The organism is Paenalcaligenes sp. GW821-LYS-B07-1 (genome assembly GCF_058803365.1).
On record NZ_CM179516.1, the window covers coordinates 2,148,058 to 2,173,145 of the forward strand.

Annotated in this window: 26 protein-coding genes; 4 read left to right on the plus strand and 22 right to left on the minus strand. The window is 49.4% G+C overall.

All coding sequences use genetic code 11. The features are described from left to right. Positions 1-6: 6 nt before the first annotated feature. The 16 genes from phnK to AC3QL0_RS10330 form a co-directional block, all read right to left on the minus strand. Positions 7-801 (minus strand): phosphonate C-P lyase system protein PhnK, encoded by a 795-nt coding sequence (phnK, locus tag AC3QL0_RS10255; RefSeq protein ID WP_493008395.1) that lies wholly within the window; start codon positions 799-801, stop codon positions 7-9. Then, complete coding sequence (locus AC3QL0_RS10260) at positions 798-1,676, minus strand: alpha-D-ribose 1-methylphosphonate 5-phosphate C-P-lyase PhnJ (RefSeq protein WP_493008396.1); 879 nt, start codon at positions 1,674-1,676, stop codon at positions 798-800. The genes phnK and AC3QL0_RS10260 overlap by 4 nt, the downstream gene beginning before the upstream one ends. After that, on the minus strand, positions 1,673-2,770 hold the full coding sequence (locus AC3QL0_RS10265) for a carbon-phosphorus lyase complex subunit (RefSeq protein WP_493008397.1): 1,098 nt from the start codon (positions 2,768-2,770) through the stop codon (positions 1,673-1,675). Before AC3QL0_RS10265 ends, AC3QL0_RS10260 begins: the two co-directional genes overlap by 4 nt. A 3-nt stretch (positions 2,771-2,773) precedes the next feature. Next, entirely contained in the window at positions 2,774-3,367 is a 594-nt protein-coding gene (phnH, locus tag AC3QL0_RS10270) for a phosphonate C-P lyase system protein PhnH (RefSeq protein ID WP_493008398.1), read from the minus strand. Position 3,368: 1 nt separating this feature from the next. After that, on the minus strand, positions 3,369-3,809 hold the full coding sequence (gene phnG / locus AC3QL0_RS10275) for a phosphonate C-P lyase system protein PhnG (RefSeq protein ID WP_493008399.1): 441 nt from the start codon (positions 3,807-3,809) through the stop codon (positions 3,369-3,371). 22 nt (positions 3,810-3,831) lie between these two features. Beyond that, a complete protein-coding gene (locus AC3QL0_RS10280) occupies positions 3,832-4,536 on the minus strand; it encodes a GntR family transcriptional regulator (RefSeq protein WP_493008400.1) in 705 nt (234 codons plus the stop codon). Between the two features lie 38 nt (positions 4,537-4,574). Next, the gene (gene phnE / locus AC3QL0_RS10285) at positions 4,575-5,369 is read right to left on the minus strand and encodes a phosphonate ABC transporter, permease protein PhnE (protein ID WP_493008401.1); all 795 of its coding nucleotides are present in this window, start codon (positions 5,367-5,369) and stop codon (positions 4,575-4,577) included. A gap of 17 nt (positions 5,370-5,386) precedes the next feature. Further along, positions 5,387-6,361, minus strand: coding sequence for a phosphonate ABC transporter substrate-binding protein (gene phnD / locus AC3QL0_RS10290; protein WP_493008402.1), 975 nt, complete (start codon positions 6,359-6,361; stop codon positions 5,387-5,389). Positions 6,362-6,386: 25 nt separating this feature from the next. After that, entirely contained in the window at positions 6,387-7,214 is an 828-nt protein-coding gene (gene phnC, locus AC3QL0_RS10295; RefSeq protein ID WP_493008403.1) for a phosphonate ABC transporter ATP-binding protein, read from the minus strand. Between the two features lie 132 nt (positions 7,215-7,346). Next, the gene (locus tag AC3QL0_RS10300; protein ID WP_493008404.1) at positions 7,347-7,826 is read right to left on the minus strand and encodes a hypothetical protein; all 480 of its coding nucleotides are present in this window, start codon (positions 7,824-7,826) and stop codon (positions 7,347-7,349) included. A gap of 281 nt (positions 7,827-8,107) precedes the next feature. Next, positions 8,108-9,655: a multicopper oxidase family protein gene (locus AC3QL0_RS10305; RefSeq protein WP_493008405.1), complete on the minus strand. Its 1,548-nt coding sequence runs from the start codon at positions 9,653-9,655 to the stop codon at positions 8,108-8,110. A gap of 556 nt (positions 9,656-10,211) precedes the next feature. Continuing rightward, positions 10,212-10,376: a hypothetical protein gene (locus AC3QL0_RS10310; RefSeq protein WP_493008406.1), complete on the minus strand. Its 165-nt coding sequence runs from the start codon at positions 10,374-10,376 to the stop codon at positions 10,212-10,214. 480 nt (positions 10,377-10,856) lie between these two features. After that, a complete protein-coding gene (locus AC3QL0_RS10315; protein ID WP_493008407.1) occupies positions 10,857-11,288 on the minus strand; it encodes a TOBE domain-containing protein in 432 nt (143 codons plus the stop codon). Between the two features lie 99 nt (positions 11,289-11,387). Then, positions 11,388-13,664 carry an FdhF/YdeP family oxidoreductase gene (locus tag AC3QL0_RS10320; protein ID WP_493008408.1) on the minus strand — a complete coding sequence of 759 codons (2,277 nt, stop codon included), beginning with the start codon at positions 13,662-13,664 and terminating at the stop codon, positions 11,388-11,390. A 238-nt stretch (positions 13,665-13,902) separates the two neighbouring features. Then, positions 13,903-14,337 carry an LptA/OstA family protein gene (locus tag AC3QL0_RS10325; RefSeq protein WP_493008409.1) on the minus strand — a complete coding sequence of 145 codons (435 nt, stop codon included), beginning with the start codon at positions 14,335-14,337 and terminating at the stop codon, positions 13,903-13,905. A 125-nt stretch (positions 14,338-14,462) separates the two neighbouring features. Further along, positions 14,463-14,762, minus strand: coding sequence for an I78 family peptidase inhibitor (locus tag AC3QL0_RS10330; RefSeq protein ID WP_493008410.1), 300 nt, complete (start codon positions 14,760-14,762; stop codon positions 14,463-14,465). Between the two features lie 141 nt (positions 14,763-14,903). Here AC3QL0_RS10330 and AC3QL0_RS10335 point away from each other — a divergent pair, with 141 nt between their 5' ends. Continuing rightward, positions 14,904-15,188: a hypothetical protein gene (locus AC3QL0_RS10335; RefSeq protein WP_493008411.1), complete on the plus strand. Its 285-nt coding sequence runs from the start codon at positions 14,904-14,906 to the stop codon at positions 15,186-15,188. A gap of 51 nt (positions 15,189-15,239) precedes the next feature. Here the strand turns inward: AC3QL0_RS10335 and AC3QL0_RS10340 are convergent, their stop codons facing one another. From AC3QL0_RS10340 to AC3QL0_RS10355, 4 genes are all read right to left on the minus strand, one after another. Continuing rightward, on the minus strand, positions 15,240-15,659 hold the full coding sequence (locus AC3QL0_RS10340; RefSeq protein WP_493008412.1) for a DUF1090 domain-containing protein: 420 nt from the start codon (positions 15,657-15,659) through the stop codon (positions 15,240-15,242). 92 nt (positions 15,660-15,751) lie between these two features. Continuing rightward, positions 15,752-16,687, minus strand: coding sequence for a DNA/RNA non-specific endonuclease (locus AC3QL0_RS10345; protein ID WP_493008413.1), 936 nt, complete (start codon positions 16,685-16,687; stop codon positions 15,752-15,754). Positions 16,688-16,734: 47 nt separating this feature from the next. Then, positions 16,735-17,058: a tetratricopeptide repeat protein gene (locus AC3QL0_RS10350; RefSeq protein WP_493008414.1), complete on the minus strand. Its 324-nt coding sequence runs from the start codon at positions 17,056-17,058 to the stop codon at positions 16,735-16,737. A gap of 129 nt (positions 17,059-17,187) precedes the next feature. Continuing rightward, positions 17,188-17,841, minus strand: a complete 654-nt coding sequence (locus tag AC3QL0_RS10355; RefSeq protein WP_493008415.1) for a pyridoxine/pyridoxamine 5'-phosphate oxidase — start codon at positions 17,839-17,841, stop codon at positions 17,188-17,190. A gap of 175 nt (positions 17,842-18,016) precedes the next feature. Between AC3QL0_RS10355 and AC3QL0_RS10360 the strand changes: the two genes are divergently transcribed. The 3 genes from AC3QL0_RS10360 (at position 18,017) to AC3QL0_RS10370 (ending at position 21,497) form a co-directional block, all read left to right on the plus strand. Beyond that, a complete protein-coding gene (locus AC3QL0_RS10360) occupies positions 18,017-18,556 on the plus strand; it encodes a phosphatase PAP2 family protein (RefSeq protein ID WP_493008416.1) in 540 nt (179 codons plus the stop codon). A gap of 95 nt (positions 18,557-18,651) precedes the next feature. Beyond that, entirely contained in the window at positions 18,652-19,572 is a 921-nt protein-coding gene (gene prmB, locus AC3QL0_RS10365) for a 50S ribosomal protein L3 N(5)-glutamine methyltransferase (RefSeq protein ID WP_493008417.1), read from the plus strand. After that, entirely contained in the window at positions 19,569-21,497 is a 1,929-nt protein-coding gene (locus tag AC3QL0_RS10370) for an ABC-F family ATP-binding cassette domain-containing protein (protein ID WP_493008418.1), read from the plus strand. Before prmB ends, AC3QL0_RS10370 begins: the two co-directional genes overlap by 4 nt. 69 nt (positions 21,498-21,566) lie before the next feature. On the opposite strand, the gene AC3QL0_RS10375 is transcribed toward AC3QL0_RS10370, so the two are convergent. Next, positions 21,567-23,861 (minus strand): UvrD-helicase domain-containing protein, encoded by a 2,295-nt coding sequence (locus AC3QL0_RS10375; RefSeq protein WP_493008419.1) that lies wholly within the window; start codon positions 23,859-23,861, stop codon positions 21,567-21,569. Beyond that, on the minus strand, positions 23,858-25,078 hold the full coding sequence (locus AC3QL0_RS10380) for a DesA family fatty acid desaturase (RefSeq protein ID WP_493008420.1): 1,221 nt from the start codon (positions 25,076-25,078) through the stop codon (positions 23,858-23,860). The genes AC3QL0_RS10375 and AC3QL0_RS10380 overlap by 4 nt, the downstream gene beginning before the upstream one ends. Positions 25,079-25,088: the final 10 nt, after the last annotated feature.

The window sequence follows — 25,088 nt, forward strand, 5'->3', positions numbered from 1 at the left end:
TGGCTCCTAGGGCTGCAGAACAGAAGACACCAACAACTGGCTATAGGGGTGTTGTGGATCGTCCAGAATTTGATCGGTCAAACCACTTTCCACCACATGCGAGCGTCGCATCACCAACAATCTGTCTGCCAACAAACGGGCTACAGCTAAATCATGCGTGACAATTACTACCGCCAAATTAAGCTCACGCACCAAACGTCGTAGCATGTCCAACAAACGCGCTTGCACCGATACGTCCAAACCACCCGTTGGTTCATCCATAAACACCAAACGTGGGCCTGACACTAGGTTTCGTGCAATCTGTAAACGTTGCTGCATACCGCCAGAAAAGGTGCGCGGTAAATCATCAATTCGAGAGCCATCAATTTCTACGTTTTGCAGCCATTCCAAAGCACGAGCACGCAATTCGCTGTAGTTGCGTACGCCTTGAGCCATCAGACGTTCACCAATATTGGCACCCGCCGATACGCTCATACGCAAACCATCACGCGGATTCTGTTCTACAAAGCCCCATTGCGTACGCAGCAAGGTGCGGCGCTCGGCTTCGGTGCTGTCGTACAAGCTTTGTTGTGTGCCTTCTGGTGTAGAAAACAGCACTTGACCATCGGTAGGCGCACAACGACCAGACAACACGCTTAACAGCGTGGACTTACCGGAACCAGACTCCCCCACAATGCCCAATACTTCGCCGGGGTATAAATCGAAGGATACGTTTTGGCAGCCTTTCTCATGCCCAAACAATCGTGATACTTGGCGTGCCTGTAACAGTGGCACTGCCTCATTGTTTTGCAACCTTGTCATACCTGCTGCTCCTGCTCTGCCACACGCTGGGCACAATAATCCGTATCGGAACACACCAGTTCGCGCGTACCGTTGTCATCCACAATAATTTCGTCCAAGTAAGAGTCGTGGCTACCGCAAATCACGCAGCCGCCATCCCATGTAGGCAAACTAAAGGGGTGATCTTCAAAATCCAGACTCTGCACATCGGTATACGGTGGCAAAGCATAAATACGTTTTTCACGCCCAGCCCCAAACAGCATCAATGCAGGGCTTTGGTTCAATTTGGGGTTATCAAATTTAGGGATGGGTGACGGATCCATCACGTAACGGTCATCCACCAGCACGGGGTAGGCGTAGGCCGTCGCAATGTGGCCGTAGGTTGCGATATCTTCGTACAGCTTCACGTGCATCACACCGTAGTCGTTCAGTGCGTGCATGGTTTTGGTTTCCGTTTCCGAGGGCTCGATAAAGCGCAACGGCTCAGGGATAGGTACCTGAAACACCATGATCTGCCCTGCTTGCAGCGCGTACTCAGGAATACGGTGACGCGTCTGAATAATGGTGGCGGCTTGGGTTTGTTCCGTCGTGCTCACACCAGCAGTCGCCGCAAAGAAGCGACGAATAGATACCGCATTAGTGGTGTCATCTGCCCCTTGGTCAATCACTTTCAGCACATCATCTTGGCCCAAAATAGACGCAGTTACCTGAATACCGCCCGTACCCCAGCCGTACGGCAGCGGCATTTCACGGCCACCAAATGGCACTTGATAACCTGGGATAGCAATAGCTTTCAGCAAGGCACGACGAATCATGCGTTTACTTTGTTCGTCTAGGTAAGCGAAGTTGTAGCCTTCGCTTTGTGCCGCCATTTCTTGGGAAGTTAATGCATTCATGCTTCTTGCTCCTGCTTTGCCACGCCCGAAGCATCGGGTTTGTGCATTTTGCGAATCAGTTCCAACTCGGATTGGAAATCTACGTAGTGTGGCAATTTCAGGTGAGCCACAAACCCTGCTGCTTCAACGTTATCGCTGTGCATCAGCACAAACTCTTCTTGTTGCGCAGGCGAGAGAATTTCCTCACCTAACTCTTCACCACACAGTGCGCGATCTACTAGCGCCATGCTCATGGCTTTACGCTCGTTGTAGCCAAAGGCCAAACCGTAACCGCGAGTGAACTGAGGGGCTTGCTCGGCAGTACCAATAAACTGGTTCACCATTTCGCATTCCGTCACTTCCACATCGCCCACACATACGGCAAAACCCAGCTCTTCTGGCTCAATCCACAGCTCTACTTCGCCAATACGAATCTCGCCAGCAAAGGGGTGATTGCGGCCATAGCCACGCTGTGTGGAATACGCCAGCGCCATCATGAAACCTTCATCACCACGAGCCAGCATTTGCAAACGCTGTTGACGGTTGCTTGGGAAATCCAAGGGTTCACGTGTCACGTCCGGCACAATGGTGGTGCTGGATTGCTCAGTACGCATCAAGCCTTCTTGTTCTAGCCACGCCAATACCCGTGGGCAATGCCCTACTTCGGCTGTGCTGTCCTCGGATACCGCTGCAGTGGCAGAACGTGTTTCGTCCAGCAACGAAAAATCCAACAGGCGATGGGTGTAATCAAAGGTAGGGCCTAATATTTGCCCACCAGGCAGGTCTTTATAGGTGGCCGAAATACGGCGTTCAATCACCATGCCTGCGGTCTCTAGTGGCATGCTATTCATGAAACGTGGCAAGGTAGTGCGGTACGCACGCAGCAAGAAAATCGCTTCTAGCAAATCACCTGCGGCTTGTTTGATGGCCAATGCGGCCAGCTGACGGTCGTACAGCGAGGCCTCTGTCATGACTCGCGATACGGCGAATGGCATCTGCTCTTGAATTTGGCGCACGCTAAGTTCAGGAACCGCCGTGTCACCACGACGCTTTTGTGCCAACAGACGGTGCGCATGATCAATGGCTTTCTCGCCACCTTTAACTGCTACATACATGACTTACTCCTTAGTCTGCAGGCCAACGCGGGTGCTACGTGGCAACCCCATCATGTCCTGTCCCGCTACAAAACAAATATCTACGCCGCGTGGAAAGGCGGTAATGGCATCACGCTGTTGCCAAAACTCGGCGCTCATCGGCAACTGCACATCGCGACTATGCTGAATGCCCGGGCCCGACCACGTAGTAGCCATGCCGCTTTGTAAGGAAGGCACTTGTAAAAACACGGTGCAAGAAAATTCAGGATCTCTGTCTGTACCCACATCCAAACGGCTCAACACGGCTGTGTCATTGGCACCCATAAAGACGAATTGCGCCTCTTCAGGTTGCTCCACAATGGGGCACGCACAATGAAAAACCAGGTGTCGGCGCAAAGCTGCGGAATCCAACTCAGGGCTAATCCAAATAGGGGTATCGCTATCCAACAGCGTCAAGGCGCTGGCGTGACTGGCTGCATCCAAGGCCTCCATGCCATCCACCAAAGCGATGTGCTCTACCAAACCTGGTTCTGCCAGCGCTTGGGCAATGTGTCGGAAGCACTGCTGTGCTTGATGTACGGGATTACTGAATGCGGCTTGTAAGGAAGGTTGTGTCATCCTAGTCTCCTCGTACCATGGTGAAGAAATCGACTTTGGATGTAGCCACATCCTGTTGATGCGCATGACGCGCCTGTTGCTGCGCTTGCTCTAAAGGCTGAATCAGTGTGCTCAACCAATGTGCTTGTTGCTCGCCTTGCAATAAGGCATCCGCAATGGCGGCTAACTTTGCGACCAACATATTGCGACCCAGCACATAGCTGTAGCCTTCACAACCATTACTCAAACGCACTACGCAACGGCTAACGGTGGTTTCCCCGACGTTAAACGCCATACCGGTACCGCCTGCTCGGCCACGTACCATCACCATGCCGGTTTCGGGGGCGCGAATAAACTCGTGTGGTGTGGCTAACAACTGCTCTTGAAATGGCAGCAGAGCCTTACCTGCTCGTGACAACACTTTCATCCAGTGCTGTCGTGTACTTACTGTGTTCTGTTCCATTTTCTTCCTACTATCCTCATGCTCACATCACTACGTGATAACGGAAACGATCTGATCGGCTGACGGTGAACGCCAGCTCTATGGGGTGTCCATGTTGATCTCTAGACAAGGTTTCTACGGTCAATACCGGTTGATTCACGGCCATACGCAAGCGGGCAGCCTCATCTACGTTAGGCAAACGAGCGCCGATTGCACTGAACACACGCTCTAATTCGTGGCCATAACTGCGCAAGTGATCCCGCATAGAACCGCTTTGGTACTGCTCCAGCATCAGTTGGTGTCGCAATGCAAAACAATGACTAATCAAGCTCACTGCCTCACCTTCCAAAAACCGCAAAGTTTTGTATTCCAATACGGCATCACCGTCTTGCAGCGCCAAGTGCTCTACTTCTACAGCCGTTGCCAACCTTGAGCGTTTTGCCACTAAACACGTACGTACGTTGTGGCCATTCGCTTCAAACCAACTGCTGTACGCACTGCTCTGCGATAAAGGGTACGACAACAAACTTCCCAATATCTGCGCGCCTTTACCTTTGATACGCAAGATGCAAGACTCTTGTTCCAGCACCTGTAACGCACCACGCACGGTATGCCTGTTCACCTGGAATCGCTCTGCTAAGCGCATCTCACTAGGGAGAAAATCCCCTGGCTGATACCGTCCCAGCTCTGCTCGCAATACGGCCGCGATTTGCTGGTAAATGGGGCCATCCTGTCTAGACAAGTTCATGTAACGTAAAAGGCAGTTTCCTGCCTTCTCCTGTGTGATCAGGTAAACAAACGTCGGAGACGCTGCGAGATCATGTCAATCACACTCACCACAACGATGATGATCAACAAAATGGCGGCACTCTGCGTGAATTGAAAACCTCGAATGGCTTCCCACAGCATCACCCCAATCCCACCGGCCCCTACCATGCCTACTACCGTGGCAGAGCGCACATTGGACTCGAAGCGATACAACACATAGGAAATCCACAGAGGTAATACCTGCGGAATCACACCGTAAATAATTTCCTGTAAGGCGCTCGCACCACTGGCGCGTATACCTTCAATAGGTCCGTGATCAATGGCCTCAACCGCCTCTGCGAAAAGCTTTGCCAGCACACCGGTCGTGCCCATGAACAACGCTAACGCCCCTGCAAAAGGTCCCAAGCCCACTGCCACCACAAACAACATGGCAAATACCATCTCGTTAATGGAGCGCAATGCATCCATTAGTCGACGCACAGGTTGGTAAACCCACCAAGGCACAATATTGGAAGAAGACATCAGCCCTAACGGTACGCCGGCGATAACCGCCAGCACCGTACCCCACACTGCAATCTGTACCGTTACCAGCATTTCACGCAGGTAGTAGCTCAGATCCGTGAAGTCGGGGGGAAAGAAGTCTGCGGCAAACTGCTTCATGTTGTCCGCATCTTTCCAGAGCTTGAGAGGGGCCATCTCCGCCCCCTCCCAGGACCACGCTAGAAACGCTAGAAACAGTCCCCAGCCAAATAGACTCAGATACCAATTCTTTTTGGGCTTGAGTAATACTGTTTGCGAAACAAGTGTCGTCATGCTCTGTGTACCTGAAATTACGATTTAGCTTGGCTAGCTAAGGCTGCTAACTGATCATCTACCGCTTTCAGTTTTTCAGCTTTTTCGGCTTCGCTTAGACTGCTGTCGTTAGCAACTTGTGTACGTGTTTTGAACAGTTCCAACTGACGAATAGGAATCAACTGATCGTTGCTGGATTTTTCAAATTTGCCCCACGCCAAGTTTTCCAACACTTGTGCTTCTTCAGGTTTGTCACCGTAGTTTTCAAAGAAAGCAGTGATTTTTACTTTGGCATCTTCTGGCAAGTTGTTACGCCATACGATTGGATCCGCAGGGATCAATGGGGAGCGCCAGATCTCTTTAATTTGAGAGGCTTTTTCTGGATTCACAGCTTGTAGACGTACAGTAGCTTCCGTGTTGTTGGTGGCAACATCTACCTGTTTATTGGCTACCGACAACGCATTTACTTCGTGGTTGGCATTCAGCGTACGTTTGAAAATCTGTTTAGGATCAACGTTGTTCTGTGCAAACACGTAGTAGCTAGGTACCAAGAAACCCGATGTAGAGTTTGGGTCACCATTACCGAATGTCAGGCTGCCAGCATTTGCCAGCATGTCTTCTACGCTGTTGATTGGGCTGTCTTTGTGTGCAATCAACAAGCTGTAGTAGCCTTTAGTACCGTCAGCATTGGTAGTTTGGAAGATCACCTCACCGTTAGCGCGGTCAACTGCTTCCATCGCAGATTTATTGCCATACCAGGCCACATCTACTTTGTCGAAACGCATGCCTTGGATAATGCCGGCATAGTCAGAAGAGAAGAAAGCATTTACTTTGTAGCCAGTCTGCTCGGACATATCTTCCAAGAAGGGCTCCCACAGTTGCTTCAGGTTTTGAGAAGACTCTGTAGAGATAATGCCGAAGTTCAACTCTTTCACTTCTTCAGCAATAGCCGACCCCATGGCCAACGCACTAAACAAGGCCGTTGTAGCAAACGTTTTCACGATAGATTTCATGTTCATTTCCTGCGTACAGTAAAAATCAGGCAGCGACAAAATTCAAAAAAGGAGCACTCTCTTCTTCAGTGCTTTTTTCTGCGATAAAACTAGATTCCATGCTGGAACCGTAGAGTTTGTTTAAGAAGCTATTGCTCAGCTCAGATACCGGGCCGTCGAAGTGCTTCACGCCATCTTTAAGAGCGATGGCATGGCGGCAATATTTCACGGCGTAGTCGACCTGATGCAGCGTCACAATGACGGTTTTGCCGTCTTGTTGATTAATTCGACGCAGACTTTCCATCACTTTGCGTGCGGATTCAGGGTCTAGAGAAGCAATAGGTTCATCAGCCAAGATCACATCTGCCTGCTGACAGAGTGTGCGAGCAATGGCCACGCGCTGTTGTTGACCACCCGACAGAGTGGAAGCACGTCTGTATGCATGTTCCAGCAGGCCCACACGCTCCAACGCCTGCAACGCACGCTCTTTATCCTCTTGGCTAAATAAGCCCAGAGTGCCGCGCAGTCTGGGCATACGGCCCAAACAGCCTAAAAGCACGTTCTGCAGTACGCTTAAGCGTCCTACTAAATTGAATTGCTGGAATACGTAACCAATATTGGCGCGCAAACGGCGAACATCACGGCTTAAGATGCCGTTGCTCTGCATGGTTTGTCCCAGCACCTCTACGCGGCAATCCTGCCCGGAGTCTGCTTTGGTCAAACCTGCTAAATGGCGCAATAGTGTAGATTTCCCCGAGCCTGAAGCTCCAATCAGCGCCACCATGGCACCGCGGGGAATAGAGAGATCAAGAGCTGTTAGTACTTTCTTAGTATGAAAGGTCTTATTCAGCGCCTGTACCTGAATTGCCGACATTGTGGTTCATCCTTTTCTGGCAAGAAAAGTCTTGCAATGTCGACATGGTAGAGAGTGCGTATGTCAGGGGGGTTACGCTTTTATGACGTTTTTCTTAAATGCCATAAAAGCGCCCCCTATTTTGCTGCTGTCTTATACGTAGCTTAGGTTAACGATCACGTACGCTTTATCTTCTGTGTTGCTGTTCACTTGGCCAGCAGCGTCACGGTACTTAATATCCAATGGTTTAGCTTTGCCTTCACCACCTAAATAAAATTTTGATTGTTCGGCCAACTGACTTGTAGCGTAGGGGCTAGGGCCTACCACTACATCTACTGCGGATGACTGTGCATTAATCGTCACGCCCAGTTTTTCACCCTCTTTGTCTACGGCATCAATAGAAACGCTGACCACGCTCTGTATGTCGCTGAGGCAGTCATTCAGTTGTAAATCAAAGTTCAACTTATTACGAGCACTATAAGCGCTGTAGGTATGGTTAGCTGTTCCGCACCCCTGATTAACGATAGAACCCACAAAATCAATTCTTCCGTATTCCTGGCCTACTGCAGGTGTAGCACCCATAGTCATTAGTACAGTAGCCGCTATTGCTGAAAAATATGTTTTTGCTTTCATTTGATATACCCAGTTACTAAATAATGTGGTTCAAAAGATCACACCTGATGTCCATTTGTAATTTAGGGCCTATAACGCTAACTTCAAGACATGAACAAACGCCAAAACACCTTACAAATCAGGCTTATCCCTGATAGGAGTAGCTATTTTAGTAACTAAGAAACGACAAAAATCTAAGACAACTCCTAATAGCAATAGCATTGAAGAAACAATATGTAAGCAAATAGGGGTAAAAAAAAGCACGCCCTAAGGCGTGCAGTACTTCAGAAGGCTAAAACCGCTTATTCAACCAATAAATTAGCCATCATACCTAAGTCCTCATGTTCCAGAATATGGCAGTGAAACATACGCAAACCAGACATGTCTTGTTTCACCAAGAATGTCACCGTCTCGTACGGGCGCAAATTCACCGTGTCACGCCACGCTTTGAATGGCTCAGGCTGTTTTCTCCCATTACTTTCTCGTGCTGTCACCATGAACTGCGTGCCATGCAAATGGAAGGGGTGATCCATGTGAGAGTTATTAAAGATGCGCCACTCCTCCACATCGCCCACACGGCTACGTAGATCAACACGATCCATCTCAAAGCTCTTGCCATTCACGAGAAACATGTTTTTCATCATGCCATTAGACATACCCTGCCCCATGTTATGCGGCATCTCGTGCTCACTGAACTCCACATGCTTTGTTGCAACGGGCAACCCCAACTCGGCAAACGTCCTCAACCGGTCGGGCAGCGATACTGGTGCTTCTTTTTTCACACTAAGGTGCGCCAACGTTATATCGCTAGGATCGTCACGCATCATCATCTTCGACCTATCGTAGTAGCGACTAATCAGCTCAACCTGCATATCAGCTGGTGCCAGCAACAGCACTTCCACTCGTTCAGCAGGTGCTAAAAACAATGTATCAGTGGGAGGCTGAGCATGCTCTAACAAACCGCCATCCGTACCCAACAACTGCCACTGACATCCTGGTACGGCTAATTGCAAATAGCGAGCCGCACAGTTGTTCCAAATACGTATACGGGTTCGGGTACTCACGGTAATGGCTGGATCACGCTGTCCATTAATGAGCACAAACTGGCCTTCTCTACCATCCATCCAGTCCATCATCGTGTTCGGTGGGATGCCCACTTGCTGATCCAAACGTAAATCTGAAATCATCCAGTGCTGTTCAGTCAGATCTTTTAACGGATCATTTTTAGCTTTGACCACAAAGGTACCAGCCAAGCCTCGTGCCACTTGCATAGCAGTTTTACCGTGTGGATGCGGGTGATACCAATACGTGCCGGCACTACCCTCGGGTAGTCGGAACTTGTACACACGCTGTGCGCCTGGGGCCACACCATTCTGAGGATTACCATCTTGATCTGACGGCACAGGCATGCCATGCCAATGAATAGTAGAGGTTTCAGGCAGGTTATTGATGAACGTAATTTCTACTTCATCACCCTCATACGCCTCTATCTGAGGTCCAGGCAATTGACCGTTATACAGCCAAAACTCGGTAGGTTTGCGTGCAGCCACCGTCAGTGTGGTGGGCGCAGCCTCAATAGTGGCTTTAAACACGCCTGCTTGTGAGGCTTGATTCACGAGCTTAGGCAAAGCCTCAAGCGGTAACCCTGACGGCATGCGATCTACAGGCAGTAAATTTCGCCCTGATCCATGCATCATCATGCCATCCCTCATAGCGGGCATTGCGTTGCCTGCCCCCATTCGATGAGGCTGTCCCATCATTTCCTGATGGTTCATCATCTGTGCGCGTACTACAGGATGGGCCAGCAACAGGCTAGCAGCGGTTGCCTTCAATACATGTCTGCGTTTCATCTAAAACTCCTAGAGTCACCATGGCCTTCATGCCACGATGAAAAATACATAGATTTAATCTGGGAAAAGACAAACGCTATCGCGGGGGCGGTAGATCAGGGCAATAGAAAGCAGATACAGAAACCGGCCTAAGCACGGATGACTGCTCGTGGCTAAGGTTAAGCGGGAAGAAAGAAGCTGAAGACACAGCCCCTCTGTGCAAATTGCACATCATGCTAGTACATGCCTGTGCTTCGCATAAGGCGGCGTGCTCGTCCGGCGTGCAATCTGAACACGGCGCATCAGGACTTTGGTGTGAAGCGTGTGGCGATGCTAATGCAGGCTCAGCAGATAATGCTACAGCCGTTGGCACTCCCACAGCGGACAGCGCCAACATAATCCCCAAAAACACGCATACACAACGTCTCCAGAGAGACATCATGAAAGGTGCTTGAGAAGAACTATGAGAAATACGCACAATACCCTTTGGTAGCAATACGTTAAGGGATTAGTATAACGCGCTTCGCCTAGGCTGCTAACAAAACAGGCGCCATGCAGGCGCCTGTTCTAATGCGGATTAACGAGTATGGTCGTTAATCAATAAACCAAACATGGGTTGATGATTGGTAGTACGCACAGCTTGTGTAGAGGTTGTGCGACGTTTTTTCAGTCCCAAAGAAAGTGCGCTCACTTTACGTAGAGCGGAGGGACGAAATGTATTGAAAGAGATTTTTTTAATCATGATTCTTCTCCTTTGTACCCACTCAAACAACGGGTACATATAAAGCCTTGGGCAACAAAAAACCCTTAGCGTTTCGCTAAAAATATAAGCGTGAGCAGGAAAAGAGTCAGGCCAGAGTTAATGCGCAGTCTGGTCTGCAATACAGTCACAGTTAGCGCATGCCATCACTAGCCTGACCCAGCCCTATTCGAGGACCTGATAGTTCAGGCATGACGTGCTCCTGATGGATAGCATGTATGAGGACAAATACAACACCAAAACACGAGGTGTACTTGACATTATATCAAAAGATATTAACAAATCAACCAAACTCGCCCCACCACCACGAACAAGCCATTGATTTATCATTGCTTTACATTCTTTCCATATAAAGTGTGGCGTGACAAAAACAATACTGTCACGCCACACACTTTCTTAGCGCATCACCATTTCGTATACGCTTTCTGACCTATGGACAGACCAGAACCGCCGTCGTAATGCTTAGGCTTTTTTAGCCGCGACAATTACGCTGGATGCTTTGAAGATAGCAGTGACCGCCGAACCCACAGCAATGCCCAACTCATCTACGCTAGTATTCGTAATCACCGCACTGAGCGTAACGCCCTGCCCAGCGTTCATTTGTACTTCGGAATTCACTGCACCTTTATGCAGCGCCGTCACTGTGCCTTTGCATTGATTGCGCGCTGAGAACAGCAAATCATCCACATTGGTTGCCAAAGCAATAGACGATGCCTTAATCAGAGCAACCACGTTAGAACCTACTTTCAAGCCCAGACTTTTGGTGCTGTTATCGGTAATGATGGCAACCACATTAAGTGCGGGAGACACAGCAATGACAATCTCGTCATTCACTGCACCAGTATGAATCTCTTTAACGGTGCCAGACAATTTATTGCGGGTACTGATATTCATATACGCTCCTGATTAAGACCAATTTTTATCATACACCGCTTGGCACAGGTCGCACAGAAGGTCTGTCACCACTTGATGACACACCTTCTGGCGAATGAATTACGCCGATTTCACTAAGCGTATGGGCACGCCTTTTGAAGCGGGCGTATTGCTTTGTGGATCGTGATCGTACAACGGTACCAACGGGTTAGTTTCTGGGTAATATGCGGCACAACTACCATCAGGAAACGGATATGCCACAATCTGGAAGTTATTCACGCGGCGCTCCAATCCATCGGTAGAGTTAGTCACTAAGTCCACCCTATCACCGGACTTGAAACCTAATCGCGCAATCTCGTTCTCGTTAATAAACAGCACATCCCTCGCATTATGTATCCCTCTATAACGATCTGAGTGTGAGTACAGCGTCGTGTTGTACTGGTCATGACTGCGTACTGTAGACAGCCACAATACGTCAGGATCGGATTGCTGCGTATCTTCGCACAGCCCTTCGCTAATCAAAAAGTTAGCTTTACCTGTGCTAGTAGACCACACACGCTCACGCGCCGCAGAGGGCAAGTGAAAGCCACCAGGCTGTTGAATGCGCTGGTTATAGGCTTGAAACAATGCAGGAAAAACCGCCTCAATATCATCACGTATGCGTGAGTAATCAGCGATCAGATACTCCCATTTCACTTTGGACTTTGCCCCCAAGGACGCTTTGGCCATGCCAGCCACAATGGCGGGCTCACTACGCAAATGTTCCGATGCAGGCTCAAACGAACCCTTGGTTGCGTGCACCATGGACATGGAGTCTTCCACCGTCATGGCTTGCAAACCGGTTTCCTGCTCATCGCGCTCGGTGCGCCCTAAACAGGGCAGAATCAGGGCATCTTTACCATGTACTAAGTGACTGCGATTTAGCTTAGTAGAAATATGTACGGTGAGATTCAACTTGCGCATGGCCTCCTGCGTCTGATCCCAATCAGGAATCGCTACCGAGAAGTTTCCACCCAAGCCTATAAACACACGGCTTTCACCACGCACCATCGCTTCTAACGCCGACACCACGTTATGGCCTGGCTCACGAGGCGGCTCAAAACCGTAATGTGCCTGCAACCTATCCAAAAAATCTTTTGCGGGAATTTCGGTAATACCTACCGTACGATCGCCCTGCACATTAGAGTGGCCTCGCACCGGACAGATACCCGCCCCCTCTTTACCTACATTACCGCGCAACAACGCCAAGTTCGCCACCTGACGTACATTATGCGTACCGTGTCGGTGCTGAGTAATCCCCATGCCATACACTAAGATCGCGCTATTCGCCTTAGCATACGCCTCGGCAGCCACTTTCAAATCGGCTTGCGACAAACCAGACACCCGTTCTATATCTGCCCAATCAGTGCCTTCTACATCGGCAGCCATCTCTTCAAAGCCGCTGGTATGACCATTAATAAATGTCCAGTCCAATACGGCTGGTTGATTATTTGCTTTGGCCTGTTTATCCATCGCCAGCAAACATTTAATGATGCCTTTGATTGCCGCCACATCGCCACCCACTTTGACCTGAAACAGTCTTGAGGAAATTGGCGTGGAACTAAAGGTAGCCATTTCCACTGGATCTTGTGGTGCTTGAAAACGTTCTAGAGCTCGCTCTCTAAAGGGGTTAAATGACATGATGGTTGCGCCACGTCTGGCGGCATTACGCAATGATGTCATCATGCGTGGACTATTGGTGCCTGGGTTTTGACCAAAGATAAAAATGCATTCTGTTTTATCAAAATCCTCAAGCAGCACCGTACCTTTACCTACGCCTATAGACTGTGGCAAGCCTACGCTAGTAGGTTCGTGACACATATTGGAGCAGTCGGGAAAGTTATTGGTACCGTACTCACGTGCAAATAACTGGAACAGATACGCTGCTTCGTTTGACGCTCGACCCGAGGTATAGAACTCCGCCTGATTTGGGTTATCTAACGCCTGCAAATGCGATGCCACCAAAGCAAATGCCGCATCCCAACTCACAGCCTTATAACTGTCGCTTTGTGCGTCGTATTGCATGGGGTGCGTCAAACGCCCCACCATTTCCAAATCATAATCATCCCATGTCGCCAACTCGGTCACGGTATGCTGCGCAAAAAACTCGGGAGTGCACCGTTTTTTGGTGGACTCCCACGCAATCGCTTTACCACCGTTCTCACAGTACTCAAACTTGGATGTTTGTTTAGGGTCTGCCCACCCACAACCAGGGCAGTCAAAACCATCATGCTGATTCATCTTGGATAGAATCCGCATTCCTTCAGCGGGAATATCCTGCTTCAGTAATGCTGCTTCCATAGCTTTAAGCGCATCCCAGCCACCCGCTGGATGCTCATAGGGCTTGTAGGTGTCCATAACTACTCCGCGTTAAATTCAGAATTTAAATAGTGGAAGCTAGTGCTTGCTGTATATGTTTTTACGCATTGATTACAAAAATATCGTTCAATGCTTATCATTATTCCTTTCTAACATTGAATGAATTTCTATTGATCTCTTTAGCAATCTTTATTATTTATCTGTTTGTAAGCAAAAAAATAAGGCGTAGCAAATTGCTACGCCTTATTCATACTTAATATTTTGTTTTATAAGCTATTTATGTATCACATTCACTATTGTCGACTTGTGTCAGGTCTACATAATAGCCAGATTCGACTTTAGTATTTAGGCATACTTTTTTATCGGGATTCCACCAATAGGTTTCGCCTTGTGATGAGTTCATTGGTAAAAAACCCTCTTTATAGAGTTTAATCTCACCATCCATGGCTGTTTTGCCTTTCAAGATAGATGCATCAAACAGATCAGACTTAGCAGGCACTTTAATCTGCGCCTCATCTGTTGTAATTTCTGAGTTACCTTGGGTAATGACCACATTACCTTTAGCATGCAATAGCGTAGGCTCCAGCACCTCAATGCTGTCCGCTCTTACTTCTAAATCACCTACGCTATAACGCTGTGCCTCAGCCTGCGCACCTACTGGAAAACTGGCCATACATCCGGCCACTACAAGCATGTTACTCACCCACTTCATACAATCTCCTTGCTGCTGTAACGCCCAGAATACCATTTACCTTTACTACTACAACAGCAAAAATGGGCTTTTCTTCGTAACCACATTCAACCTTAACGCTTCATAGGCTGGGTCATACAGCTACATTAACCGCAGGCTAAACGCGTCACAAAGCCCTCGTCATTCACATAGATATTTAAACGCATAGGATTAAAATCCATGGTAACAGCCGAATAAGGATAAATCACACGCGTCATAGGTGGTAATGTTTCTGGATTTAAACTTAGTGCTGGCGTACCCACTAAATATTGGAAAGCAGGCGCAGCACATTCCTCACTTTGCAGTTGAGCCTCTTGCTCTGGCGTCAACGGCACCGTTTTACATGCTGCCAAAGCCAGCAATGGCATGGCGATAGCAATCACTTTTACTGTTTTTGCAATATTCATCCCTGCTCCTTGTTCAATTCTTTATATACAGTGGTAATGCTCTGCATTTTACACACCAACAGCACTACTACAGCCTTATTTCAACCTGCTAAAATGCCTTATTTCAAGCAGCAGGCCCTGCCCTGATTTTTCGGAATACTCATGAGTCAAACCACCTCCACCCAAGATCATCAAACGCTACTGGGCATTGCGCTCGCTGACCAAGCACTGTTGTCCGCACACTTAGCAATGTTTGCTGCCAAAACAGGCCAAGCACAAGAAACACTAAACCTGCTGTATGCCATTGCTGACGAAATCTCCGACCGCTATTCCTTACCTGATACCGCCAGAAAAACAATGAAATCCCGTATCAAGGAAACAATTGAATTATCAAGAGCGGTATTGGGCAAACAAGATGGTTCCGCCCCCAAGAAAACCACACACTAAGAAAAAAGGCCTGTAACCACAACGGTTACAGGCCTTTTTAACATGTACAGCTTAGCGTGAAGGATGACGCCCCTCTGCATGAGGCATAGATTGCAAGTCTTCCATCTCGGCTTGTAAGTCTGCTAATTTCTGGCGTTTACGCTCTAACTTACGCTGCAGTCGCTCTACTTTATCTACGCGCCCCTCAGCCTGCTTTTCCTGAATCTCTTCAAGAATATCGTCTATATCTTCTTGTTGATCATCAATTTCTTCTTGCAGGTCGCGCAACAAATACGCATCAGAGCAATGTGTTTGCACATTGGCTATGGCTCGTTCCAAACCGCGTTGGCGATGCACATTTCCATGCTGCTTGGCATAGTTCAGTTGTGTTTCCAACGACTGCATCTTACGATCACAGCCATAATTCTGCGCCGAAGCGGAATAGGCCAAACTGGATAGCACAACGACCATCGCCAATTGTAGTTTTTTCATTGCTTATATTCTCCCTCGATAAGGCACTCCTCTAGTGTGCCACATCCAGCATACTGCTAACTTAAGAGTGTGTTACCAAAGCTGAGCCTTCACTACTGGGAAGGTAGTACCTGAGGCAGTAAATGCAGCCCTGTTCGTTGTACAAACTCGGCATAACTAATGGGCGGGCCCACTTTAGTTTCCGGTTTATTCTCATGCCAATGCACCCATGAACGCCCTGTTGTGGCATCGTAAACCACTTTATACAGATGTGTAGGCACCACTACACGTCCATCCCCTACAACGTTTTGTTGGTTGGCATAGTAAGGCCCTGTGAACACGTAAACATCACCTTGTGCCCGGCTCACGTATTTGCGCGTATCACTTTCAATGCGGCTCCATGCTCCCGCATTATGGCGCTGATTCTGAGGCACCATATTGGCCAGCGAAAAGCTTTGTGCCATCGCATCGGCATCATGCATATCACCTGCTGGCGCCATATGACCGCGTGAATACCCTGAGCGTCTGTAATCATCAAGTTTGGCTCGCTCCACACGAGGTAAACGCGCCTCTTCGTAGAACCTATCCGTACGCGCCTGACCCTTGGCACGATTGATCATCTGCCTATTCAAGCGCTGTGCAACGAATACAGGGGTTTTAGTTTGCCCATTATGCAAAATCGCAAAAGCACTAAAACACAGCTCGCGCAGTTTCTCGCCATTGGGCACAATGGGGCGCGGCCCAGGAAACATCTGGGTACACTGAGAAAAAGAAGTCTGTACATGTTGCGAGACATTAGGTGTCTCTGGCGTGTAGTCAGCCTCCTCTACCGGTTGGAACATGGTCTGCAACTCAGCCCACTTTTGCACCAACTCGTCTTTAAGGTATCTGCCATCAGCATGCCAAAGCACACTACTGATACTGAATACAGCTATCGCTGTTAGGCTTACCGTGCGCCAAAACTTACTCAGCCCACCCTGACTTGCGTCCTGCGATGCGCGACGCTTAGGGGCGGCACGCGATACTCCTGATTTTTTCCGTTCTGCCATACTACCTGCTACTACTTTGCTACTGTAGCCCTACTCGGGCCATGTACTTATTCTGTCTTACGCAACTTATCTACACGGCGTAAAAAAACCTGCATGATTTTTTCGGCTTGCTTATCGCCTTTGGCTTGCGCCACCGATATGCCTTTTTCCCATGTCTGACTAGCAAGCTCTATATCGCCTGAATCTAAATAGGCTTGCCCTAGTATTTGCCATGCAGCCGAGTACTGTGGATCCTGTGTCACACATTGCTGTAAATGTTCTATAGCTAGGGCAGTATCCTGCTGATCCAAATACGCCTTACCCAAACCGAAACGCAACAAAGGCGTATCCATTCCTTTTTTCAGCATTGCTTCCAATGCATCGACATTCATAGCCTTACCTTTTTCATACATGCTGCGTAGTTATCCCCATCCGCTGTGCATAACGCTGGGGGAAACCGTTGAATGCATTGCGCCAACATAGCATCTATGCGGCTCTCAACTTGCCTGATCAGTTTCTGCTCACGGCCATAAACGCTCTTTTATCCAAACGTCGCCTGTAGGCTCTGAACGTCTGTAACGTAAACGCCCATGATTACGCTGGATATCGCCCTGCCAGAACTCCACCTCATGGGCTGCTACCCTATACACCACCCAATCCGGGTTGGATAACGTAGGATCTTGCTCCACTCGCTGTCGTTGCTGTGCTAGCCCATCAATTAGATCCTGCTCATTCAACAGCACATCACTTTGGCGTCCTAATAACGCACCTGCCCTGGAACCCACTGGACGCTCTTGAAAATCGCTTTGACATACCTGCGCAGACGCAGCGATCGCCTCACCTCGTATACGCACCTGCCTACCCAAAGGCTGCCAATAAAAGGTTAAGGCCACCTTATGGGTCGCCTCCACCTGTTGAGATTTAGGGCTGCGTCGCGTGGTAGCAAAGTACCAACCGTGCTCATCTAGATTTTTGAGGATCAAAACCCTAGCATCCGGCATACCCTGATCATCTACCGTAGAAAGCGTCATCGCATGCGCTTCTGCAATACCAACATCAATAGCAGCCTGCAGCCATTCTTTAAATAGCGGCAACGGCTGCTCCGGTGCATCGGCGATCACAAAAGATTGAAAAGGCCCTGCTAACGACTTTAGTCCGCGCAACACCTGCTGCATTGTGATTCCCCTGCTCTCGCTATACCTAGGACAACATAGTCCACCGTTATAGATTGTAACGAGATCATCGCAAAACAGGGGTAACGTAACATCTTGCAACATCCATCAAGCACCAGATTGTCTCATGCGTATAATTTAGGATTATTGCAGTTGCGTTACAAAAAGGTTGTTTGTTGTGGAAGCGTTTAATCAAAAACTATTTTTATGGATCAATGCCAGTGCTGATGCCCCGTTATGGCTTATAGACAGCGCACGTTTTTTAGCTGAATGGCCCTTGATCATCGCCGCATTGTTAGCGCTACTCACGTTACCAATGCATCCCAAACAAGCTCCCCTTATTATTCTGCGCGTAGGCTGCACGCTGGTTTTAGCCCTTACCGTCGCCTACCTGTTCCGCTACAACATGGAACACGCCCGCCCCTTTGTGATGGGTTTAGGACGCACCTTAACGGAACATGCGGCTACCTCATCCTTCCCTAGCATTCACATGACCTTAGTTTTAGCGACGGGATTCCCACTGCTTTTAATCAGCGTTACGCGCGCCACAGGTAGCATGATTCTCTTTATGTCAGCACTGGTAGCGTGGGCACGCATTTACTTAGGCGTGCACTTTCCCTTTGATATGTTGGGGGCACTGGTGGTCTCGCTATTGTCTGCACTGATTGTGCAACGCCTGCCACTAGAAAAGCTGTTACCCGCACGTTTTTCTTCCTGATCTATAGCCTAGAGCCAGTACAATAAGGCATTGTCAGTTTTAGCCTCACCCTTAGCTATAAGGGTGCATTGGCCTGCCCTATTCTAGGATCGATAGTGTCACATTCCTCTTTCACAGAACACTGCCATAACGCGGTAGACGAACTACGTACCCTGCGCGATGTATTACGCTGGTCAGTAAGTCAGTTCAATGCCCACCAACTCAGCTTCGGCCACGGTAGCGATAACGCGTGGGATGAAGCCGTGTATTTAGTGCTGTTCAGTCTGAACTTGCCTCCAGATACGCTAGAGCCTTTTCTTGACTGCCGCCTCACCAAGCAAGAACGTCAACGTTGCATAGACATGGTTGCACGTCGTTGCTCCGAACGTTTACCCGCAGCGTACCTGACTGGTGAAGCATGGCTGCAGGGCTATAAATTCAAAGTAGATCAGCGCTGCATCGTGCCACGCTCACCCATATCCGAACTACTGATGCAACAGCTCACCCCGTGGATAGAAGAGCCTGAAGACATCAGCAGTGTCTTGGATCTCTGCACTGGTAGTGGCTGTTTAGCCATCATTGCTGCAAACATGTTTGAGAACGCCTTGGTGGATGCAGTAGACCTATCACCCGATGCCTTGGCGATCGCTCAAGAGAACGTACAAGAGTACGAGCTAGAAGATCGCTTGCAGTTGTTTCAAGGCGACTTATACGAAGCCTTGCCTCCTAGCCGCTACCAGCTGATTATCAGCAATCCTCCCTACGTAAATGAAGACTCCATGCAAGCTCTACCTGAAGAGTACCTGCACGAGCCTAGACTAGCGCTCGCTGGTGGTGACGACGGCATGGTGTTGGTGCGTCGCATTATTGAGGGTGCAGCAGAACGCCTCACTGACAACGGTATTCTGGTACTAGAAATTGGTAACGAATATGCTAATTTCGTCGAAGCCTTCCCTCATTTAGACCCTGTATGGCTCAGCACTGAAAACGCAGAAGACCAAATTTTGCTACTGACCAAGGAGCAGTTGGAAGCGTGATCAGAGCCTCTAATCTTTCCCTACGTCGTGGCATCAAAGTCCTACTCGATCAAGCAGAATTCACCATACACCCTGGTGAGCGTGTTGGTGTTGTGGGTCGTAATGGTGCCGGAAAATCCACACTATTTGCGCTGCTCAAAGGCGAGCTGGATGCCGATAGCGGCCAACTAGACATGCCCGAAAGCTGGCGTATGGCCAGCGTAGAGCAAGAGATCAACGATAGAGATCGCCCTGCACGCGAATTTGTTATTGATGGCGACACGCACTTGCGTGAGCTGCAACAACAACGTGCCGACTGTAAAGAGTCTGAGGGTGAACGCATAGCCGAGCTGGAAGCCTTACTCATCGAAGCAGACGCATGGTCAGCGCCTTCTAGAGCAGAACAGCTGCTAGCTGGTTTAGGCTTTAAGCCCGATCAGTGGATGCGCCCTGTAGGCGAGTTCTCGGGTGGTTGGCAAATGCGTCTGGCGCTGGCCCGCGCACTGATGGCCCCATCTGATCTGCTGCTGCTGGATGAACCCACCAACCACTTGGATTTGGACGCCATGCTCTGGTTAGAGCGTTGGCTAAGCTCTTACCCTGGCACCGTGCTGATTATTTCTCACGATACCGAGTTTCTGGATGCCGTCGCACGCATTATTTTGCACTTCGATCACCAGAAGCTAGAGCGCTATCGTGGTACCTATCAAGACTTCCTGACTCAGCGTGCTGAAAAAGCACGCCAGCTTAGTATTGCGCATGAACGTCAAGGCCGTGAAACCGCCAAGCTACAAGCGTTTATTGACCGCTTCAAAGCTAAAGCCAGCAAAGCCAAACAAGCGCAAAGTCGTGTCAAAGCGTTGGCTCGTATGCAGTCGCTAGCACCGCTGAAAACTGACAGCACGCTAGACATACATCTACCAGAACCACAGTCCATGCCAGACCCGTTACTGCGACTAGTGGATGCCAACCTAGGCTATGCAGCCGAGCAGGCTGATAAAGCCCCACGCATCATCTTGAAGCAAATCAAGCTAGATGTACGCGGTGGTGCACGCATTGGTATTCTGGGTGTGAACGGCGCAGGTAAATCCACCCTGATCAAAACCCTAGCACAAGAGCTTAAGCCCTTGTCCGGCGAGCTGATTTGCTCCAGCCGTTTGGAGGTAGGTTACTTTGCCCAGCACCAGCTGGACATGATTGATGCGAACGCCTCCCCCATTCTGCATCTGCAACGCATTGCCCCCGAAGTACGCGAACAAGAGCTGCGTAACTACCTAGGTCGTTTTGGTTTTAGTGGCAACATGGCCATGGATACCACCGCCGGTTTCTCTGGGGGTGAAAAAGCTCGTTTAGCTTTGGCGCTCATCGTGTGGCGTAAACCTAACTTGTTGCTACTGGATGAACCAACCAACCACTTGGACGTAGAAACACGCGAGGCTCTTAGCCAAGCTCTAGCTGAGTACGAAGGTAGCGTCATTATTGTTTCGCACGATAGGCAACTTTTGCGTAGTACCGTTGATGACTTCTGGATTGTGGCTGATGGCCAAGTTCAAGAGTTCGATGGTGACTTAGAAGACTACCGCGAATGGCTACAGAAACGTCAGAGCTCATCCTCAAGCGCGGCAAATGAGCAAGGCGATGGTAGTGATACCCCTGCCGTAGATAGACGTCAGCAGCGTAAAAACGATGCACAAGAGCGCCAACGTATAGCCACCTTGCGAAAACCGCTGGAAAAACAGGTACAGAAGATCGAAGCCAATATGGAAAAACTGGCGACACGCATAGAAGAACTGGATGCGTTAATTGCCGACCCTGACTTCTATACCGACGCCTACAAGGCTCAACGCCCCGCCCTGCTTGCTGAGCATGGTGAGTGCAGCCAAAAGCACGCTAGTCTTGAAGAAGAATGGCTAGAACTGCAAGAGCAGATTGAAGCACTAGTCTAAAGCACACAAAAAAGCTTCACATAGATGTCCCATGTGAAGCTTTTTTCAAAACCACTCTAGCAGCAACAATCAGCCAGCAATAATCTCGATCTTAGCTATACCCAAAGCCAACGTTTTCATCCCCGCATCGCGGAACTGAATTTGCGCCTGCGCATCATTGCCACTACCGCTCAGATTCAAAATCGTGCCATCACCAAACTTCTGGTGACGCACCCCTTGCCCCACACGGAAATGCTTATCGCCCACTACTACGCCGCCACTAGCGCTAAAGTTTGGGGTGTTCATACGCATGCTACTGCCTTGCTGCCCTTGCCAGCTAGAGCCACGTCTAAATGCCCCACTACCCCAGCTAGCCCCCGAGGACGATGCACTTTCTTGCACGCGAACCTGAGGAGTCAGCCATTTCATGTGCTGTGCAGGCACTTCATCCAGGAAGCGAGAACGCATGGCATAGCGTGTTTGGCCATGCAACATACGGCTTTGCGCAAGCGTAATGTACAAACGCTTGCGTGCACGAGTAATAGCCACATACATCAAACGTCGCTCTTCCTCTAAACCGCCTGGCTCGCCAATGCTGTTGTCGTGCGGGAATAGGCCTTCTTCTAGGCCTGTCACAAACACAGCATCAAACTCCAAACCTTTAGCTGCGTGCGTAGTCATCAGCTGAATAGCGTCTTCACCGGTTTGCGCTTGATTATCACCCGCCTCTAACGAGGCGTGCGTCAAGAAAGCACCCAATGCTGACATAGGCGCTAGTGCTGGCAAGCCGCTTTCTGTTTCAGGCACTGAACCTGGTACGGCTTCTGGAATACGACCTGCTGGCGTACCAGCAAAGTTTTCTTCCTGCTCAAACACTGTTGCCGCGTTGACTAACTCTTGCAAGTTTTCCAGACGCTCGGCACCTTCTCTGTCAGCCTGATAATGCGTAAGCAAACCGCTTTCGTGTACCACCAGCTCAATCAGCTCAGGTAGCGAGATCACCTGTGCCTCACTAGCCAAACGGTGAATCAGCTCTACAAATGCCTGCAAGCTGCTAGCTGCTCTACCGCTCATGTACGGTACGGCCTGATACAGGCTAATACCGTACTGTCTGGCGTGATCGCCTAGCGTTTCCAGCGAACGAGCACCAATACCACGTGTAGGAAAATTCACTACGCGCAACCATGAAGTGTCGTCAAAGGGGTTATGTATGAGTCGCAGATACGCTAATACGTGTTTAATTTCCTGACGCTCAAAGAAGCGTTGGCCACCATATACTTTGTACGGAATACCGGAACTAAACAGATGATGCTCAAGCACCCTAGACTGCGCATTACTGCGGTACAGAATCGCAATTTGATCTCTGGCCCAGCCATCACGAATTAAGGCGCGGATCTCATCCACCACCCATTGCGCTTCCAAGGTATCAGAAGCCTGTTCTGACACCCTAATCTGTTCGCCCTCACCAGAATCCGTCCATAGGTTTTTACCTAGGCGATTCTTATTCTGGGAAATAAGCGCGTTCGCCGCATCCAGAATGTGTGCGCTAGATCGGTAGTTTTGCTCCAGACGGATCACATTACCATGCGCATACTGACGCTCGAAGTCGGCCATATTGCCAACGTTAGCACCGCGGAATGCATAGATGGACTGGTCGTCATCACCCACAGCAAAAATAGCAGCACCATCGCCCGCCAACAGTTGCAGCCATTTGTACTGCAAGCGGTTGGTATCCTGGAACTCATCCACCAAAATATGGCGGAAACGTCGCTGGTAATGCTTACGTACAGGCTCATTACGTTGCAGCAGCTCATAGGCGCGCAACAGCAATTCGGCGAAATCTACTACGCCTTCACGCTCACACTGCTCTTGGTATTGTCGGTACAAACCCACCAGCATTTTCTGGTGCGGATCAAACTCATCCAAATCGTCCGGCCTGAAGCCATCTTCTTTGCTAGAGTTGATAAAGCGCTGCACATCGCGAGGTGGATATTTTTCATCATCCACATTGCTCGCTTTAATCAGACGCTTGATCGCAGACAGTTGGTCTGCACTATCTAGAATTTGAAAGCTTTGTGGCAATCCGGCGTCGCGGTGATGCGCGCGCAGTAAACGATTGCACAAGCCGTGAAAGGTACCTACCCACATGCCACGCGTATCGATGGGCATCTGCGCTTGCAGACGTGTCAGCATCTCGCGAGCTGCTTTATTGGTAAAGGTTACCGCCATTAAAGCAAAAGGGCTTAGTTGCTGCGTTTGCATCAACCAAGCCATTCGGGTAGTCAGGACTCGCGTTTTTCCGCTGCCTGCTCCCGCCAACACTAAGGTATGGACGGGAGCTTGTGTGACTGCCTGTTGCTGTTGAGGGTTCAGGCCATGCATCATGCCGCGTAGCGGCGCAGACGCTGCGCAAATTGTTCCAAACTCTCAATACCGCTTTGCTGTGCACGCTGGCACCAGCCGCGCAAATCAGCCAACAACTGTTCACTGGATGCGGTGGAGCTTTCCCAAATGCGGGACAGTTCCATTTGCATACGCACCACGGTAGACAGGCGTGTATCTTCTTCCAACACGGTTTGCAACTGTGCGCGCTGTTCTGGATCCAGAACCTCGTCACCACGACCAATCCAGTCGCCGCAACGTTTCAGCAAGCTCCATTTGCAATTAGGATCAGCAGCATTTAAGGATGGTTTCAAACGCGCCAACTCTTCTTTAGCTGTATTGCTGATGATGTCAGCGTAACGAGCCAAAATTTCGTAACGGTGCGTAATGACACCCTGCAATGTAGACAAGCTAATGCTGTCTGCCAATGCGTTGCTTTCAGGTTCCAGTTTCAGCTTAGGAGCCACTTTTTTTACTTGTGCCAGCTTGAAGAACTTCAGCACGCTGATGTAGCACCAGCCCAAGTCAAACTCGTACCACTTGCTGGAGAACTTCGCAGAAGTACCATAAGCGTGGTGGTTATTGTGCAGCTCTTCGCCACCAATGATGATCCCGATTGGGAACACGTTGGTGCTGGTATCAGGGCTAGCAAAGTTACGGTAGCCCACAGCGTGACCCAAACCGTTCACTACACCAGCGGCCCAGAATGGAATCCATGCCATCTGTACTGCCCACACTGCCAAGCCTTCTAGGCCAAACAGCAGGATATCTATAACCAGCATGATCAAAATACCAAGCAGGTTATGTTTGGAGTACACATTGCGCTCCATCCAGTCATCCGGCGTGCCGTGACCAAAGCGTTTCAATGTTTCTTCGTTTGTCGCTTCCAAGCGATACAGTTCAGCACCGCGGAAAAACACCATACCCAAACCAAATACTACAGGCGAGTGAGGATCACCTTCGCGTTCGCAACGCGCGTGGTGTTTACGGTGAATAGCCACCCACTCTTTGGTAACCATACCAGTGGTCATCCAAAGCCAAAAACGGAAAAAGTGCATCACTGCCGGATGCAAATCCAAGCCACGGTGGGCCTGACTACGGTGAAGGAATACTGTCACCGACACAATAGTGATATGAGTAAGCACAAGGGTAATCAGTACAACTTGCCACCAAGACAATTGCAGAAACCCACCAGCCAGAAAATTCAGAAAATTTTGCATAGACCTTTTA